General features: G+C 43.7%; 15 protein-coding genes and 1 tRNA gene. 7 read left to right on the top strand and 9 right to left on the bottom strand.

Annotated features, from left to right (window positions below; genetic code table 11):
- Positions 1 to 15 precede the first annotated feature (15 nt).
- From L0U88_RS04460 to L0U88_RS04450, 3 genes are all read right to left on the bottom strand, one after another.
- The gene (locus L0U88_RS04460; RefSeq protein WP_234864407.1) at positions 16 to 1,326 is read right to left on the bottom strand and encodes a sialidase family protein; all 1,311 of its coding nucleotides are present in this window, start codon (positions 1,324 to 1,326) and stop codon (positions 16 to 18) included.
- Entirely contained in the window at positions 1,326 to 3,668 is a 2,343-nt protein-coding gene (locus L0U88_RS04455) for a TonB-dependent receptor (RefSeq protein WP_234864406.1), read from the bottom strand. Before L0U88_RS04455 ends, L0U88_RS04460 begins: the two co-directional genes overlap by 1 nt.
- Before the next feature lie 99 nt (positions 3,669 to 3,767).
- Positions 3,768 to 4,010, bottom strand: coding sequence for a hypothetical protein (locus L0U88_RS04450; RefSeq protein ID WP_234864405.1), 243 nt, complete (start codon positions 4,008 to 4,010; stop codon positions 3,768 to 3,770).
- A 292-nt stretch (positions 4,011 to 4,302) separates the two neighbouring features.
- Between L0U88_RS04450 and L0U88_RS04445 the strand changes: the two genes are divergently transcribed.
- The 4 genes from L0U88_RS04445 to L0U88_RS04430 all read left to right on the top strand — a co-directional run bounded on the left by L0U88_RS04445 (position 4,303) and on the right by L0U88_RS04430 (position 6,622).
- Positions 4,303 to 5,352, top strand: a complete 1,050-nt coding sequence (locus L0U88_RS04445; RefSeq protein WP_234864404.1) for a hypothetical protein — start codon at positions 4,303 to 4,305, stop codon at positions 5,350 to 5,352.
- 11 nt (positions 5,353 to 5,363) lie between these two features.
- Entirely contained in the window at positions 5,364 to 5,828 is a 465-nt protein-coding gene (locus L0U88_RS04440; RefSeq protein WP_234864403.1) for a hypothetical protein, read from the top strand.
- Between the two features lie 287 nt (positions 5,829 to 6,115).
- Positions 6,116 to 6,189 (top strand) — tRNA-Met (locus L0U88_RS04435).
- 190 nt (positions 6,190 to 6,379) lie between these two features.
- Complete coding sequence (locus L0U88_RS04430; protein WP_234864402.1) at positions 6,380 to 6,622, top strand: GIY-YIG nuclease family protein; 243 nt, start codon at positions 6,380 to 6,382, stop codon at positions 6,620 to 6,622.
- Between the two features lie 47 nt (positions 6,623 to 6,669).
- On the opposite strand, the gene L0U88_RS04425 is transcribed toward L0U88_RS04430, so the two are convergent.
- Positions 6,670 to 7,866: a pyridoxal phosphate-dependent aminotransferase gene (locus L0U88_RS04425; protein WP_234864401.1), complete on the bottom strand. Its 1,197-nt coding sequence runs from the start codon at positions 7,864 to 7,866 to the stop codon at positions 6,670 to 6,672.
- A gap of 30 nt (positions 7,867 to 7,896) precedes the next feature.
- Positions 7,897 to 8,808 (bottom strand): polyphosphate kinase 2 family protein, encoded by a 912-nt coding sequence (locus L0U88_RS04420; RefSeq protein WP_234864400.1) that lies wholly within the window; start codon positions 8,806 to 8,808, stop codon positions 7,897 to 7,899.
- 612 nt (positions 8,809 to 9,420) lie between these two features.
- Here L0U88_RS04420 and L0U88_RS04415 point away from each other — a divergent pair.
- Complete coding sequence (locus L0U88_RS04415) at positions 9,421 to 10,152, top strand: DUF6733 family protein (RefSeq protein WP_234864399.1); 732 nt, start codon at positions 9,421 to 9,423, stop codon at positions 10,150 to 10,152.
- A gap of 78 nt (positions 10,153 to 10,230) precedes the next feature.
- Here L0U88_RS04415 and L0U88_RS04410 read toward each other — a convergent pair whose 3' ends face one another.
- Positions 10,231 to 10,662 carry a DUF1573 domain-containing protein gene (locus L0U88_RS04410; protein WP_234864398.1) on the bottom strand — a complete coding sequence of 144 codons (432 nt, stop codon included), beginning with the start codon at positions 10,660 to 10,662 and terminating at the stop codon, positions 10,231 to 10,233.
- 19 nt (positions 10,663 to 10,681) lie between these two features.
- Positions 10,682 to 11,143, bottom strand: a complete 462-nt coding sequence (locus tag L0U88_RS04405) for a DUF1573 domain-containing protein (RefSeq protein WP_234864397.1) — start codon at positions 11,141 to 11,143, stop codon at positions 10,682 to 10,684.
- A gap of 146 nt (positions 11,144 to 11,289) precedes the next feature.
- On the opposite strand from L0U88_RS04405, the gene L0U88_RS04400 reads away from it, so the two are divergent.
- Positions 11,290 to 13,683: an alpha-ketoacid dehydrogenase subunit alpha/beta gene (locus L0U88_RS04400; protein ID WP_234864396.1), complete on the top strand. Its 2,394-nt coding sequence runs from the start codon at positions 11,290 to 11,292 to the stop codon at positions 13,681 to 13,683.
- 1 nt (position 13,684) lies between these two features.
- Complete coding sequence (locus L0U88_RS04395) at positions 13,685 to 14,296, top strand: trimeric intracellular cation channel family protein (RefSeq protein WP_234864395.1); 612 nt, start codon at positions 13,685 to 13,687, stop codon at positions 14,294 to 14,296.
- A gap of 75 nt (positions 14,297 to 14,371) precedes the next feature.
- On the opposite strand, the gene L0U88_RS04390 is transcribed toward L0U88_RS04395, so the two are convergent.
- Both L0U88_RS04390 and L0U88_RS04385 read right to left on the bottom strand, forming a co-directional pair.
- Complete coding sequence (locus L0U88_RS04390) at positions 14,372 to 15,253, bottom strand: hypothetical protein (RefSeq protein WP_234864394.1); 882 nt, start codon at positions 15,251 to 15,253, stop codon at positions 14,372 to 14,374.
- A 124-nt stretch (positions 15,254 to 15,377) separates the two neighbouring features.
- Positions 15,378 to 16,100 (bottom strand): YebC/PmpR family DNA-binding transcriptional regulator, encoded by a 723-nt coding sequence (locus L0U88_RS04385; protein ID WP_234864393.1) that lies wholly within the window; start codon positions 16,098 to 16,100, stop codon positions 15,378 to 15,380.
- Positions 16,101 to 16,221: the final 121 nt, after the last annotated feature.

Below are 16,221 nucleotides of genomic sequence, written 5' to 3'. Positions count from 1 at the left end.
GGTACGAAATCTATTTTAAGGAGTTGTTGAGGTGGGGGGCGATGCAATTTTCCATCCAATCCGTTGACCTGCAGGGGTTTTGACCTGGTAAGCAAGCAGAAATGCATCTTCCAGCGGCAGGATCACGGGGTAGGCTGCCATCTCTTCAGGAATGGTCAGGGTTAATTTGCCAATCGTTTTGCCCTCTCTGTTTTTCCATTCCATGCCTATGCCCGTTGTTGGTGTTTCACCCATTCGGAGAACCTCATCCCATACAACTCCGATCAACTGATTGGCCAGTGTATGCATTTGTGGATGCCTTGCAGTTTCACTTAGGGTGGTGAAGCCTGTAAAACTGGTTCCGTTATCTGTGCTACTCGTAAAATAAGTTGCTTTCTTCGGTGATGCGGAATACCAGGCAAAATGAAGACCGGACTGATTGACGGTCATGGTTGGGCCTGTATGCGGGCAGGTTTTTACGATCCAGTTATCATCATGGATACGTTTTGGTGTGCTGAATGTTTTACCTCCGTCTGAGGATACCTGGTGCACCATATCCCGAATTGAGTCCTGAAGTATAGCGCGGTAGACTACATGAATCCGGTTTTGTTGATCAATCAGCAATTTGGTGCGGCAGCATTGGCAGGTTGTTTCGTTGATTTTGTGTTGTTGCTGAAAACCTTCCTGCTGGTAAGTGGTTGCCATAAATAATGCTGAACCCTCCTGGTTAGTTGTTTTCCGGTTATCCAGCCAGATTATAATAGCCTCTCCATCCTGATTGAGCGCTACGTCAAAATAACGCTGATCATTTCCTTCCGGATCATTTACCAGTGGTCTGGCTGTTGTCCAGTTTTTACCTTCATCAAATGACTGACTGTAATAGATCTGGCCTGCGTATTTACTTTTTGGTGTTGATTTAATTGTATTTGTGCCGTTATGATGGATGTGTTCGTCGCTCCCCTCTTTTTTTTCAATGCCCTGCTGCAGGCTGGTTGAGGTAACGCCCCATATAGCAATAATTTCTCCAGAGGGTTTAAATACCAGTTTAGGTGCATTTTCAGCATGAGGAGATAATGTAATGGAGGGTGTGACAATTACAGGTGCTTCAAAACTTTTTCCATTATTGGTTGAGATGGCATATCGCATTCGGAACCGATTCTCTGTTAACTGTTCCACCCAACTGAGTACGGGTCTTTTCAGATGATCTTTTGTTAGTCCGGGTATCAGTGATGCATGATCAGCTATTATTTGAGTAACGGATTGCAGGCTATCAGTTTGCGTGTGTGCAGCAGTTTTTAAAGACCAACTGCAGAGCCATGCACAGATATAGAGTGTTAGTTGTTTCATCAGTTATTTTTTAAAAGCGAACCTAAATCAATACTCATTCCAATATTTACGGACCGCGGATCTGCTAACTGGTAACTATATCCGAAACTGCTTTTTGAAGTGATATTCGAATAATATCTGTTACCTGCATTCAGGAGATGAACCCAGGTTTCAACTGCTTTATACCGATAGGCTGCTCTCAGGTGCCAAACGGTATATCCCTGGTAACGGGCAGTGTTTTGCGGATCAACAAAATAGGGGCCGACCAGTTGTAGTTCGGTGCCGATACGAAATCCTTTCAGGAAAGCAGGGCGATACCAGGCTTCCGCGTTTAAAAGCCAACGGGGAGCATTGTTCATTTCGCGACCATTGTAGCTTACTCCTTTTTCTACATATTCTTCGAATAGGTGTTTACTGTAGGATGCACTTGTTCTAAGCTGAAGATTTTTCAAAGGAGTGGCATTGACACCCACTTCTATTCCTTTATGACTGGTTCGGCCACTGTTCTGATTGGCAAAGCTGCCATCATCGAGTCTGACATTCACAATTTCATTTGAGCCGTTCAGCTGATAGACACTGAAATCTGCTGAGAGTTTGCCGGGCAACCATTCCATCCATCCGCCGATTTCATAGTTTTTGAATAAGGAGGGCTGGAGATAAGGAACTTTCACTCCTGTAAACAATTCAGTAACCTGCGGAGGCACAAATCCTTCGCTGTAGTTCGCAAAAAATCCGATTCTTTTGGTTGGGTTGTAGGTGAATCCGATTTTGGGACTTAGCTTTTTAAAATTGGTGCTGGTGTCTGCAGCTCCACTAAAAGCAGAGGGAGTTAGATTGTTGATGAATTTGTATTGAAAAAGATCATATCGAAGTGAGCCTACCAGTCGCAGTCCTTTTACAGGTTCGAATGCGAACTGAAGAAACGCTGCATAGTTGTTTATAGTTGTTTTGTAGTTGGTAAGCGTGCTGTCGGTTGATTGATAGCTGTCAAATTTCCCTGCAACAGTGTCTTTATGGATTTTAATATAGGAAGCAGAATAGCCGGATGGACTCAGATCTGCTGAAAGTCCGCCGATCAGCTCCGCATTTTTCCATTGGAACTGGTGTTTGTGCTGGCTGATGATGGCCAGGCTTTTAAAACTGCTTTCGTTGATTTCTCCGTGTGCCAGCGTTTTATCACCTTTCCATACACCATTTACTTTTCGGTAATCCTCTTTGATTCTATAAGCAGGATTTTGTCCGATTGAATTTTTTCTAAGAATAACGGATAAGCTTGAATTTGAGTTGTCATTCCAGCTATGATGTAGTGTGCTTCTAAAACGCTGTGCCTTCACTTTACGATAAGTGAACGTCTGTGGATTGAAGAACCGATGGGTTGCAAATGAGATGCTGTCAACTCCGCTGCGCATATCGCTATAATAATCAGTAATAGTATAACTATTCTGCAGTTGTGTTTTTTCAGAAAAAGTATAATCAACACGGGCCGTAACTGTTCCTTTATGAAAGTCGGTATATTCCATAAAGCTGTTTCGTTTACCAGCATAATAACCGCTTAAGGCGAAGCCCCATTTCCCAAATTGAAAACTGGACTGGAGATCCGCTCTTTTGTAACCTATGTTATTTCCCTGTAGGGAAATTTTCAGTGCAGGTACTGGTGTAGGTGCAAGGCTGATGAAGTTGACAACACCCCCGATGGCCTCACTGCCATACAGGGAAGAGGAGGGTCCTTTTATCACTTCAATTTTTTTGGTGGCCGCAAGATTCATTTCCAGTAACGCATTGTGATTGAATAAACCGGTTGTGCGTACAGGGATACCATCTTCCAGGTAAAGGAATAAACTTTTGGTGGTCATGGGTTGACGAATACTCATCTGGTGTTGTTCATTACCAAGATTTACCATGTTTACACCACTGACTTTATTTAATAACTGATCGGCGCTTTGCGCTTTGGTTTCGTGGATGGAAGCTGTTGAGATCAAACCAATAGCAATTGGAGCTTCGGTTCGCTTGATTTTTTCACCTCTGCTCGCGGTAACGATGATTTCATTCAGGCTGCCGGCAAAGGGTTGCAAGCGTAAAGTTCCGGGAGCTTTAAGGAGTTGTTCAATGGGGACGATAAAAGACTGGTAACCGGTATGTGTGATTTTTAGGAAGCGGCAATCACGGCAGTTCATTTCAAAACGACCGGAATTCGTGCTGACACAACTACAGTTACACGTACTGTTCGTGCATTGAATAGTTGCGCCATTAATGGGTTCATTATTGATGGAGTCAATGAGGGTGGCACTGACTTTTTTTTGGGCAAAGCAAGGCTGGGTAACCAGTAGGATTACCACTGATAACAGCCTGGATAAAACTGACATGTTAAAATAAATTTATCGGGTTGCAAGTAACATACAGACAAAAGGGAAGTCAAGCCGGATGGTTACGAGCTGTGGAAATTGGGTGTTGATTTGAAGATTTTAGCCGTATACGTGAAAAGCATTTTCAGGAAATGCCCAGCAAGGGGGATGAAACAGCGGATAGGATCGATCGATGGTGTTGGATACCATATGTAAAGAATAATCTTGTACTGAGATTTTCATAGTCAAACTCAGTTCATTGGTAAAAAAGCAACGTGAAGAAACGATATCTGCAGAGCCTGAACTTTTGCTTTCTTTTTTCTCCTGTTCCTCTTTTTGTTCAGCCGCTTTGATTTTTTTCATCAGGATACATTTCCCTTCGCAGGCTAGTTCGGGCCTGTATTTGTTTTCACAGTTGGCCAGGAATTCCTGCTTGTTGGTGTAATAGTTTACAACCATCATGGGTACCTGAAAACACTGTAATAGTAGTGAGGCCAGTAGAAGTGATGATATGATAAAGCGGAAAAACATTTACTGTTGTAAAACTAATAAGGCCTTGGAATTTCAAACATGATTTAAGTCATATCCTGAAAAATCGGTTGTAACTTGAAGCGCCTTCCGGATATAGATGCGAATAAAAATTATTTTATACGGTTTGTTATTAATCCAGCTTCTGGGTTGTATTAGCTCTAAGAAAGTTGGAGGACTAAACTCTCCTGTTAAGGGCGTATATGGGAATCCTGCAGCGTTATGGAAAGCAGGGTATGATTTTTCTTCATTGGGTATTAATGCCGTATTTATTCGAAGTGGATCTTTGAATCAGGAATTTATAGAACGTGCGAAAAAAGAGGGTGTAAAGATCTATGTAGAGTTCCCGGTATTGAATGGCAAGGAATACTTATCAAAGCATCCGGAAGCATGGCCGATAACTGAAAAGGGGAATCGGGCAGAGCCGGCTGATTGGTTTATGGGAATTTGTCCTACTGATCCTGGATTCAGGGCGGATCGGCAGCAGGCACTGGCAACTATTCTGTCTTCCTATTCAATTGATGGCATCTGGCTGGATTATTTTCATTGGCATGCACAATTTGAAACGCCGAATCCAATTCTGCCTGAAACCTGTTTTTGTGAACGATGTATGGGGTTATTTGAAAACTATGCCGGACTAAAATTGCCTGAGGGGCCGATTGCAGATCAGGCTGACTGGATATTAAGGAATCAGGAAGTTGCCTGGAGAAAATGGAGAACAGGGGTGTTGGTGGAGTGGGCAGATTTGCTGGGTAAACAGGTTAAATCAGTTGATGGCTCGCTGCTGACCGGTATTTATCATTGCGGATGGATGCCTGCAGATCATGATTCTGCATTGTATAAAAATTTGGGAATTGATCTGGCTGCACTTTCCGGCAAGGCGGATGTGTTATCTCCTATGTTATTCCATCAATTAAAAGGCCGGCCGGTTTCCTGGGTGGGTGAATATATGAATTGGTTATCGGGGCAGTCGTGGTTGAAAGGGGCTGGGGCACCTAAAATATGGCCGATTGTGCAGGGGTACAATGGAACTGGACAGGTAACCCCGAAGGAGTTTAAGCAGGTTCTGGAATTTGGTTTATTGCCTCCTTCCACAGGTGTAATGCCATTTTCTGCAGAATCAATAGCGGGTGATACTGCGAAATTGAAGGTGCTGAAGGAGGTTTATAAGAATTAAATTTTTCTGATATGAAGTACGGATATGTATTCGGGATGTTATTGATGGTTGTTTCCTGTGGACCTGTTACTCCAAAACAAGATGCGAAATCACAAACAGCTCCTCCAATTGTGGGTACCTGGAAATTACTTACCGGTACTACAATCAAGGGAACAGATACGGTGGTAACCGATTATACCATCGGACAGGAAATGATCAAGATTATCAGTCCGACACATTTTGCTTTTCTACGGCATGATCTGAATAAGGGGAAAGATAGTACTGCCAGTTATGCTGCAGGGGGCGGGAGGGTAAAAATTGGCGACAGTACCTATGCCGAACTGCTGGATTATTTTTCTGTTCGGGAATGGGAGGGGGGAGAGTTTGAGCTTTTCTATAAAATTTCCGGGGATACGTTGATAACCACTGGCGTTGAAAAAATAGAAGCCCTTGGGATTGAACACCTTAATATTGAAAAGTTGGTAAGGGTGAAGTAAAAAAAGCCTACTAAGGCACAGCTATTTTTTGATCTTTTGTGATAATCCTCTATTTTTGCGCTCCGTTTGAGAGCATCTCCATCATGGAGAGGTGGTTCTTAAAAATATTGGTCGAATAGAGGGCAATGGTCAAAGTGAAGAGGTTTCGACAACAAGGCGAGGTAGCTCAGCTGGTTAGAGCATCGGATTCATATCCGCCAGAGGCGGACGGCGGTTCAAGAAAGTAGTTCTTAAAAATATTGGTCGAATAGAGGGCAATGGTCAAAGTGAAGAGGTTTCGACAACATGGCGAGGTAGCTCAGCTGGTTAGAGCATCGGATTCATAACCCGAAGGTCGGCGGTTCAAGTCCGCTCCTCGCTACACTTTTAAGCTCTTCGTGGGCTTTTTTTGTTTGGGGGCATCGGATTCTTATCCGCCGAAGGCGGACGGCGGTTCAAGTCCGCTCCTCGCTACACTTTTAAGCCCTTCGTGGGCTTTTTTTGTTTGGGGGCATCAGATTCTTATCCGCCGAAGGCGGACGGCGGTTCATAGCAGGAATAAAAGTGAGTGTATGGAATACTGTGTTTATGTTTTGTTTTCAGTGCTGCATAAAAAGCATTATACCGGATACACTTCCGATTTGGATGGTCGACTTTTATCGCATAACGAATTGGGAAAAGGATGGACTTCAAGATATCGTCCATGGAAGTTGATTTACCTGGAAACGTTTTCTCAGCAATCGGAAGCCATTGCACGAGAAAAATGGCTAAAGTCCGGAGTTGGAAGATCTTTTATTCAATCTTTAAAGCATTAAAAAAAGCCCCGTTTTCCGGGGCTTTTATATTTTTTCAGGGTCCAATTTTATTTAGTGCGGCCTGGATACTGCCGAAGTGCTTCTTCGAGGCAGTCCATAGCGGCGTGGATGTCATCAGTATTTAATACGTAGGCTAAACGAACTTCGTTTTTTCCAAGTCCGGGTGTGCTATAGAAACCGGTAGCCGGTGCCAGCATTACTGTTTGGTTATTATAGGAAAAGCTTTCAAGTAACCATTGGCAAAAACGATCTGCATCATCAATGGGCAGTCGCGCGATTGCATAAAAGGCCCCTCCGGGATTGGGGCAAAAAACGCCCTCCATGGCATTCAGCCGGCTGACTAGGGCATCCCGGCGTTTCAGGTATTCAGCCTTAGGGCCATCAAAATAAGTATCGGGCAGGTCGATGGCAGCCTCGGATGCAATCTGACCGAAACCGGGTGGACTTAAGCGGGCCTGGGCGAATTTCATAGCGGTATCCAATACAGCCTGATTGCGGGTTACAAGGGCGCCAATTCTGGCTCCGCAGGCACTGTAACGTTTAGAAACCGTATCCATCAGGATTACATGTTCATCTACGCCTTCCAGTTGCATGGCACTGAAATGGGTCCCCGTATAACAGAACTCACGGTATGCCTCATCCGAAAAGAGAAACAGGTTGTGTTTTTGAATGATGGTTTTTAATACTTCCAGTTCTTCTTTGCTGTAAAGATATCCAGTTGGATTATTTGGATTGCAGATCACAATAGCACGTGTACGGGAGGTGATCGCTTTTTCGAATGCTTCGATTGGAGGAAGTGCAAATCCGTTGTCAATACTGGATGTGATAGGCTTTACTGTAACTCCAGCTGCAACAGCGAAACCATTGTAGTTGGCATAAAAAGGTTCGGGAATGATGACTTCATCGCCAGCATCCAGGCAAGCCATAAAACCAAACTGAATGGCTTCAGATCCTCCCGTGGTTACGATGATCTGGTTGTGGTTTACCTTTACGCCAACTTTGGCGTAGTATTCTGCCAACTTGCGACGATAGGATTCATTACCGGCGCTATGACTGTATTCCAGCACTTTCATGTGCGCGTTTTTAACCGCGTCAAACATGATGGAAGGAGTTTCTATATCGGGCTGGCCGATATTCAGATGGAAAACTTTGATTCCTTTTTTCTTGGCTGCTTCGGCATAGGGCACCAGTTTCCGGATGGGAGACGGGGGCATAGCCAGGCCTCTTTTACTGATCTGTAGCATGGCGCAAAGATAGCAGCCCGGACTTGATTTTTAGTCGCCATTGCTTTCCTGCATCAGTTTTTCACGCATCATTTGCAGTTGAGCCTTTTCGGCATCACTGACAATTGGATAGGTTGGATCCAGTTTGTCAAATTCCCTGCTGATAATGGCTGCCAGGCAAAGCCGGGTGAACCACTTGTCATCGGCTGGTAGTACGAACCAGGGGGCAAATTCTTTTGAGGTTGCTGAAAGCATGTCTTCATATGCTTCCATATATTGGTTCCAAAATTGTCTTTCTTCCACATCAGCGCTGGAGAATTTCCAGTTTTTACTGGGGTCATCAATGCGTTCAAGGAATCTTTTTTTCTGTTCTTTTTTGGAAACATGCAGGAAGAATTTCAAAATCAGGGTGCCGTTTTGTGCGAGGTTTCTTTCAAACCGGTTGATTTGTTTAAAACGTTTCTCCCAAAAGGATGGAGTGATATCTTCTGGTTTATCAATACCAGGCAGGTTTTCGCTCAGAATATATTCCGGATGTACCCGGGTTACGAGTACATTTTCATAATGCGACCGGTTGAAAATTCCAATTTCTCCTCTGCCGGGTAGGGCTTTGTAGTGACGCCATATGTAATCGTGATCCAGTTCCTCTTTGCTTGGGGTCTTAAAGCTGGTTACTTTCACACCCTGAGGATTTAATCCGCTCATTACATGTTTGATAGCCCCGTCTTTTCCTGCTGCATCCATTGCCTGAAGAACGATCAGTATACTGTGACGGTTATGCGCGTACAATTTATCCTGCATCAGGGAGAGGTTTTGAATCCCTTCTGCTAACAATTGCTCTCCTTCTTCCTTGCTCATGGATTTACGATCATAGTCCGTTAGAAAGTCTTTTTTGAGAGAAACTTTTTGCTGCGGTTGTACTCGAAGCGAGTCGAGGTAGGACTGAAATGCTAAGTGGTTCATATTCCCAGTTGTTGCTGGAATATAGTAAAAAGATGGCTTCCCGCTCATTTAAGCCCCTGTTAAGTGCAGTGATCGTTGAAAACCGATACGGACTGAGAGTATGATTCTGTATGGGAAAAAGAGGATCTAGAAGATTTCTGGAAATCGAAAAAATAAATATGAATAAATAGAATATGTATTTTATTTATTCAGTTTCCTAATAAATCTAGTGTCGTAATCCAGAATTTAATTCATTATCAGTCTTTAATATTAATTAGAATTTGAAAACTCTAATTCATTTATAATATAAAAAAATAACCAAATAAATATTTTAGTGACCTAATAGATATGAAAAGTCAAAAAATATGATTTAAAAATAAAAATGTGTAAATAATTAATATGTTGATCACTATCTATTCATCCTTGATTTGATCATATCATCAGAGGTTTTATCCAAATCATATCGCATAGGTGGCTGGCAACCGAACCGGGCGATTGGATAATGGAATTGATGACGAAGGGTTTTATCAGGTAAATCTGCCCATGCCTTCTGCTATACTGTAAAACATCACAAAAAGCAAGCTGCTGCAGCACAGCAGCAGAAACCAAACAAAAACCAAACAACAAACTGTTATGCGAAAAGTATTTTCCATTCTTTCCTTATTTGCCTGTTTATCTATTAGCACTGTTAATGCCCAAACTGAAGATACAAAAGAGAATAAAGTATCGATTGGACTCTCCTTGAACCATGATGCATTTTTTGGTTTTAACCCTATGCTTTCGGGAGCCATTAAAACCGGAGACAAATCTGCCCTGACTTTTTATGGCATACAATGGGGAGCAGGTACCGCCATCGCATGGGGAAACTGGACAGAATTTGGATTGGGATATAGTTTCCAGGCCGGGGAGTCGGTTACCATCAATCCTCAGATAGGGGTGACTATGGGAAACCTGCTTTCTTCTTTTACTGCCGGGAAATATGCCTTTGGGGATGGAATTGTACCCAATTTAACTGTCAATCTAAACAATAGTAAGCTGGAAGGTCAGTTCTATGCAGGTTATTATGCAGCATTGAGGAAGGAGGGGCCATTAACTGCCAATTACGTCCATTATTGGCTGAATTTTGGTGGAAAACTAAGTTCCCATTTTTCTGTAGGTGCGCATTTTGAGAACCTGTTCCGTCAGGGTGGAAAAAATCAGGCTACAACCACTTCTCAATACTATACCTGGCTAGGCCCCTATATTCAGTTCACTAAAGGGATTGCCGGCTTGCGATTTTCAGCAGGTGGAAATCTTGCCGGAGAATCTGCAAGAGCCAACTTTGACGGAGATTTTTATAAGATGAATTTCTTCCTGAATTTTTGATTGGGAAACGAAATATTGCAATAAAAAAAGAGGCTGTCTTTTTTAAGACAGCCTCTTCGCATTATTTGAAAGGGTAATTTACTTGCTACTTTTTTTGTCTTTTGAAGACTCGTATTTGGCATACTCATCTGCAGACAAAACTTCTCCAGTAATACGCAGTTCAACAGGCTGATCCACTCCGGCAACTTTTACAAATACGGTCTTATCAAACGGTCCGGGCGCTGCCGCGTTGAAACCTGCTTTGATCTTATTGCCTTTTCCCTGGGCTACAGGTTGTTGAGGCCATGTAGGTGTAGTGCAACCACAGCTTGCCGTAGCACTTTCAATTACAATGGGTTTGCCACTTACATTCGTGAATTCGAAATCGTAGGTGACAGGAGTACCTTGTTTGATTTTACCAAAATTGTGCTTAACAACGGAGAATTTTACCAGTTCCTCTGCTTTTTTGGATTGCGCAAACAAAAAAGTACCAATCACAACAGCAAACAGGGTAAGCGCTAACTTTTTCATACTTATTGATTTATTGAATTTAATTCGATTGTTTTAATAACTGAACAGAACTGTTTATTGGAACTGCGGGAACCGGTGGTTCTACCTTTCCTTTTACGTAGATGGTTTTTGTTTTGCCACCGTTGTACACAAGGGTGATTGATTTTTCAAATTCACCTTCCACAGCGGCATTGTAGCCCACTTTCACGGATCCGGTTTTCCCGGGGGCTACAGGCTCGGGTGACCATTCCGGAGTGGTACATCCGCAGGAAGCAGCAACATTTTCCAGCCTGATGGGCTCTTTTCCATTGTTTACAAATTGAAATGTATGCGTAACCGGACGGCCCCTTCGAATGGTGCCAAAATCATGGTATTCAGTGATTTGCATGGGTTCTTTTGCCGCATTGGCCAACACCTGTGCATCTGCTGAAAGGCATCCTGCCAGTAGTCCTGCTGCTATAATCAACTGCTTAATCATCATCGGAGTTAAAACGTCAAACAAATATAGCTATTGTGATCGAAATCCATTTACTCCGCCCGACAGGAGCCACCGGTCGGGTGGAACGGGTCGGGTGCCTCCCATCTGGTGGAGTAAAGCGTGGAAAACTAACGGTTGTTCGCATTGTTGAATTCCTTTAGATTTGCCGGATGGAAAATCTGCTTGAAAACGATCTGGTAGCGGCGGAGAAATTAAGTTTTGACCGCTTCCGCGAAGAAGTACTCAGTGATTACCGTTTGGCCTGCGAGAGTCGCGAGGCCAGTCTGATGGGCCGAAAAGAGGTATTAACCGGTAAAGCCAAATTTGGAATTTTCGGAGACGGTAAGGAAGTAGCACAGATCGCAGCAGCGAAATTTTTCCGGCCAGGTGATTACCGGGCTGGTTATTACCGCGACCAGACCTTTGTATTTGCCAGCAAACAGGCTTCTATTGAACAGTTTTTTGCCCAATTGTATGCTAACCCGGATGTAAACCAGGATCCTTTCAGTGCCGGCCGGCAAATGAATTCTCATTTTGCTACACCCAATACGGATGCGGATGGTAATTGGTTACCACTTGCCCGTCAGAAGAATATATCAAGTGATATGGCCCCTACGGCATCACAGATGCCGAGGGCAGTTGGTCTTGCTTTTGCCTCCAAACTCTTCAGGAAAGTGGATGAACTGAAAGCATTTCCTGAGTTATCGAATAATGGCAATGAGGTTTGTTTTTGTACAATTGGCGATGCATCAACGTCAGAAGGCCATTTCTGGGAAGCAGTAAATGCCGCGGGAGTATTGCAGATTCCCCTGGCGATTTTTGTTTGGGATGATGGATATGGAATTTCTGTTCCAAAAAAATTACAAACCACCAAAGGTTCCATTTCTGAAGTGCTGAAAGGATTCCAGCAACGGGAAGGCACCAATGGGCTTGATATTTACAAACTGAAGGGCTGGGACTATGCAAGTATGGTAGAGTTACTGGAACCTGCTATTCAAAAGATAAGGGATACGCATATTCCGGCTATTTTTCACATTGAAGAAATTACCCAACCACAAGGACATTCTACTTCGGGTAGTCATGAACGTTATAAGAGCCCGGAGCGCCTGGAATGGGAGCGTAGTTTTGATTGTATTAAAAAATTCAAGGAATGGATTCTTGAAAATGCGTTAAGCAGCGAAGAGGAATTATCAGATATTGAACTGAAGGCAAAAGAGTTTGTGCGCGATTGTAAGAACAGGGCCTGGGCTACTTACCAGCAACCAATCAAGGACCAGGTTAGCCGGGTACTTGAACTGGCATCGGCCCTTATGCTGCAGTTACCCGAAAAAGCTGGAGTACTTGAAGCTGAAATAAGAAAATTAAAAGCCGAAAAGGAACCGATGCGCCGGGATGTTATGAGCAGTCTTCACAAGCTGATTCAGCTTGCCGGTAAAACGGATCATGCTTTCTGGTTAAAGGATTATTACCAGGATCTGAAAAAAGAAAATAAAGCATTATATAATTCTCACCTATACAATGAGGGGCCAAAGTCTGCACTGAATATAAAGGGTTCAACCCTGACATTCGCGGCAGATGCTCCGATTGTAAACGGTTATGAGATACTGAATAAATATTTTGATCAGCTCTTTGCCAGTAATCCGAAAGTTATTGCCTTTGGTGAAGATGTTGGTTACATCGGAGATGTTAACCAGGGGTTTGCGGGATTACAAGCCAAGTATGGTGCTGACCGTATTTCGGATACTGGTATCCGTGAGTTAACTATTATGGGGCAGGGTATAGGTGCAGCGTTCAGAGGCCTGCGGCCGATTGCAGAGATTCAATATCTGGATTATCTGCTGTATGGTTTGCAACCTTTGAGTGATGATGTGGCCACCACCCATTACCGCACTTTTGGGAAGCAAAGCTGTCCGCTTATTGTCAGAACCCGCGGACACCGCCTGGAAGGAATCTGGCACAGTGGATCTCCTATGGGCATGATTCTTAACTCCCTGAGAGGTATGCATGTTTGTGTTCCCCGGAATATGGTGCAGGCAGTTGGAATGTATAATACCCTTTTGCAGTCTAATGATCCTGCCATAGTGGTGGAATGTTTGAATGGCTACCGCTTGAAAGAGAAATTGCCTCAGGATCTTTTAGGATATACAGTGCCGTTAGGAATACCTGAGATTGTAAGAAAAGGGACTGATATCACGCTGGTTTCTTACGGGTCCACACTGCGAATTGTGCAGGAAGCAGCTGCTCAGCTGGCAATTTATGGAATTGATGCTGAAGTGGTAGATGTGCAAACCCTGCTGCCATTTGACATTCATCATTCCATACTGGAATCACTGAAAAAAACCAGCCGGATTCTTTTCATTGACGAAGATGTTCCCGGTGGAGCTGCAGCCTATATGTTCAATAAGGTCATGGAAGAGCAGGGGGGCTACCGCTGGCTGGATGTGGCTCCCAGAACCTTAACGGCACAGGCTCATCGTCCGGCTTATGCGAGCGATGGTGATTATTTTAGCAAACCAAATCTGGAAGATATTGTGGAACTTGTGAAAGAAATGATGGCTGAATAAAATGGAGTTTAGTTTCCTGACCACAATTGACTTGTTGGGTACGTTTGCGTTTGCGGTATCCGGGGCATTTGCGGCTATTGAAAAAAAACTGGATCCCTTCGGTGTCATTATTCTTGCTTTTATTCCCTCTATTGGTGGTGGTTCCATTCGTGATATCCTGATTGGAGATTTGCCGGTTGCATGGCTTAGTAACAATATCACGATTGCAGTCATACTATTAGCTGCCGTTTCTGTTTTATTGTTTGCATCCCGCCTGAAAAAAATGGAACCGGTGCTCTCGGTATTTGATGCGCTGGGATTGGGATTGTTCACCCTGGTTGGAATAGAAAAAGGATTGCTTTGGGGGTACCCTCCCGGTATTTGCATTTCTCTGGGTGTGATGACCGGTTGTTTTGGAGGGGTTATTAGAGACGTGGTATTAAATAATGTTCCCTATCTTTTTCGGAAAGAGATTTATGCCTCTGCGGCTATTCTGGGAGGGATCCTTTACTTCCTGCTCAAAAACACAACGCTTTCAATTGAGCTGAATAACATATTCTGCATCCTGGTAATTTTTTCAATCCGAATGCTGGCACTCAGGTATCGGTGGAAGTTGCCGGCTACCTATCAGTAGCAGATAAGGGAGGAAGGGAAGAGGGAGGAAAGGAAGACGCCTCCCTTCCTCCCTCTTCCCTTCCTCCCTCTTCCCTTACTTCCGTACACTCAGCTGATCCGCATGCATTACCAGCTTCCAGATATCACTTCTGACCAGTGTGCGGGTTTGATCAATCTGACCACTCAGGCGAATAAAGTCTATATTGTTTGGAATATTATTAAACGCCTCTTCATATTTAGGATCGATGATTGCAGCGGGATTATCAAAAAAGTTAGCAGTTACAAAGTCGAATTCTGCATTATTGGTAAACGGCAGAAACTTTTCATACAGTGCCCAATCGGTCAATGCTCCGATCTTGATGCGTTCCTGGTGGATTGGATAAAATACCTGTGATTCCATCCTGACGTATTCTTCTCTTTTCCCGGCCATTGGCTTCATGAAATCGATCTGCACAAATTTTGATACCGGTGTTTTAGGGTCAAGACCGGCCCGGTGAATAAAGATTTCTTTTCTCACCGGAAAACGGTATTCCTGGAGCTGGCCAAAAATCTGCTCAAAAGCAGGTTCTTTGGGACCTTTAATTTTATTGTAGTATTCTTTCAACGAATTGGAATTGTCAATCATATCGCTGAATCGGGTAGTAACCTTAACGCCAATAAAATCATATGGTTGCTTGTTTTCCGGGCTCATGACTACCTCATAAAAATACCAGCCCTGTATGGTATTGTCGCGAACCATGGCCTCATAAATACGAAGGCCATAATTCCTTACAAGGTTAAGGTAGGCTTCTGTTTTTCCCTGGGTAACTTTGTACATGGTTACTTCCAGGTAGACCGGAATTTTAGGAGCCTGCGATCGAACCTGGTTGGGAAAGGCAAGCGCTACAACCAGCATTAAGTTTGCGATTATGGCAGAGAGGCGGCTTCGTCGGCTTGTTGTATAACAGGCGGAGCATCGTTGATAAATTGCTTCCATATACAAAGATTGAGGGTGATGAATCACTTTGAATATGGTGCGGAATAATAGGGGCGGAGCAGGTGCGGAATCTTTACTAGTAAGTTACATCAATTACTGCGCATATCCATAAAAAAACCTGGCACTAAGCCAGGTTATGAAAAACTTTCTGAACATCTTCGTCCTGTTCCAGTTTGTCAACGAGTTTCAGAACTTCCTGTGCCTGTTCTTCACCGAGTTCAACCGTATTTTGGGGAATCCATTCCACTTCGGCACTGATGGTAGTGAGGTTTTTTTCTTCCAGTGCTTTTTGCATATTTCCAAAATCGGTGAACCCACACCGTAAAACCATCACTTCCTCCCCATTTTCGCCCGTTCCTTCTCCCAGTTCTTCCAGGCCAAAATCAATGAGTTCAAGTTCCAGATCTTCCGTGTTCAAACCTTCCGGCTTTAATTTGAAAACACCCATCTTCTTAAACTGAAAGCTTACGCTTCCACTATTTCCGAGGGTACCATTTCCTTTATTGAAAATTGCTTTCACGTTTGCAACAGTTCGTACATGGTTGTCGGTGGCGGTTTCTACAAGGATGGCTACTCCATGCGGGCCGTAACCTTCATATAGAATTTCCTCATAGGTTTCCATGTCCTTGCCCTGTGCTCGCTTAATGGCTGCTTCTACCCGGTCTTTCGGCATGTTTACGGATTTCGCATTCTGCATGCAACGACGAAGAGCAGGGTTGGTATGCGGGTCGGGGCCCCCTGCTTTTACGGCGATGGCGATCTCTTTTCCAATTCGGGTAAATTGTTTGGCCATGCGGTCCCAGCGGGCAAACATGGTAGCTTTACGAACTTCAAAAATGCGACCCATATAAATGTATTACTGGTTTGTTAGATTGTTCTTATGGTCAGCAAAGGTACAATAAAGAAAAAATTTTCAGTACTCCGAATAAAAAAAGAGACTGTCGCAATTCAGGCTGACAGTCTCTTTC

The organism is Flavihumibacter fluminis (assembly GCF_021491375.1).
In the GTDB taxonomy this organism is placed as follows: Bacteria; Bacteroidota; Bacteroidia; order Chitinophagales; family Chitinophagaceae; genus Flavihumibacter; species Flavihumibacter fluminis.
Note: the sequence above shows the minus strand (reverse complement) of the source record. Positions and strands in the feature narration are given on the sequence as shown.

Excerpts from the sequence above, each read along its gene's own strand:
- L0U88_RS04460 (WP_234864407.1), bottom strand. The coding sequence starts at position 1,326 with ATGAAACAACTAACACTCTATATCTGTGCATGGCTCTGCAGTTGGTCT.
- L0U88_RS04455 (WP_234864406.1), bottom strand. The coding sequence starts at position 3,668 with ATGTCAGTTTTATCCAGGCTGTTATCAGTGGTAATCCTACTGGTTACC.
- L0U88_RS04450 (WP_234864405.1), bottom strand. The coding sequence starts at position 4,010 with ATGAAAAAAATCAAAGCGGCTGAACAAAAAGAGGAACAGGAGAAAAAA.
- L0U88_RS04440 (WP_234864403.1), top strand. The coding sequence starts at position 5,364 with ATGAAGTACGGATATGTATTCGGGATGTTATTGATGGTTGTTTCCTGT.
- L0U88_RS04430 (WP_234864402.1), top strand. The coding sequence starts at position 6,380 with ATGGAATACTGTGTTTATGTTTTGTTTTCAGTGCTGCATAAAAAGCAT.
- L0U88_RS04425 (WP_234864401.1), bottom strand. The coding sequence starts at position 7,866 with ATGCTACAGATCAGTAAAAGAGGCCTGGCTATGCCCCCGTCTCCCATC.
- L0U88_RS04420 (WP_234864400.1), bottom strand. The coding sequence starts at position 8,808 with ATGAACCACTTAGCATTTCAGTCCTACCTCGACTCGCTTCGAGTACAA.
- L0U88_RS04415 (WP_234864399.1), top strand. The coding sequence starts at position 9,421 with ATGCGAAAAGTATTTTCCATTCTTTCCTTATTTGCCTGTTTATCTATT.
- L0U88_RS04410 (WP_234864398.1), bottom strand. The coding sequence starts at position 10,662 with ATGAAAAAGTTAGCGCTTACCCTGTTTGCTGTTGTGATTGGTACTTTT.
- L0U88_RS04400 (WP_234864396.1), top strand. The coding sequence starts at position 11,290 with ATGGAAAATCTGCTTGAAAACGATCTGGTAGCGGCGGAGAAATTAAGT.
- L0U88_RS04395 (WP_234864395.1), top strand. The coding sequence starts at position 13,685 with ATGGAGTTTAGTTTCCTGACCACAATTGACTTGTTGGGTACGTTTGCG.
- L0U88_RS04390 (WP_234864394.1), bottom strand. The coding sequence starts at position 15,253 with ATGGAAGCAATTTATCAACGATGCTCCGCCTGTTATACAACAAGCCGA.
- L0U88_RS04385 (WP_234864393.1), bottom strand. The coding sequence starts at position 16,100 with ATGGGTCGCATTTTTGAAGTTCGTAAAGCTACCATGTTTGCCCGCTGG.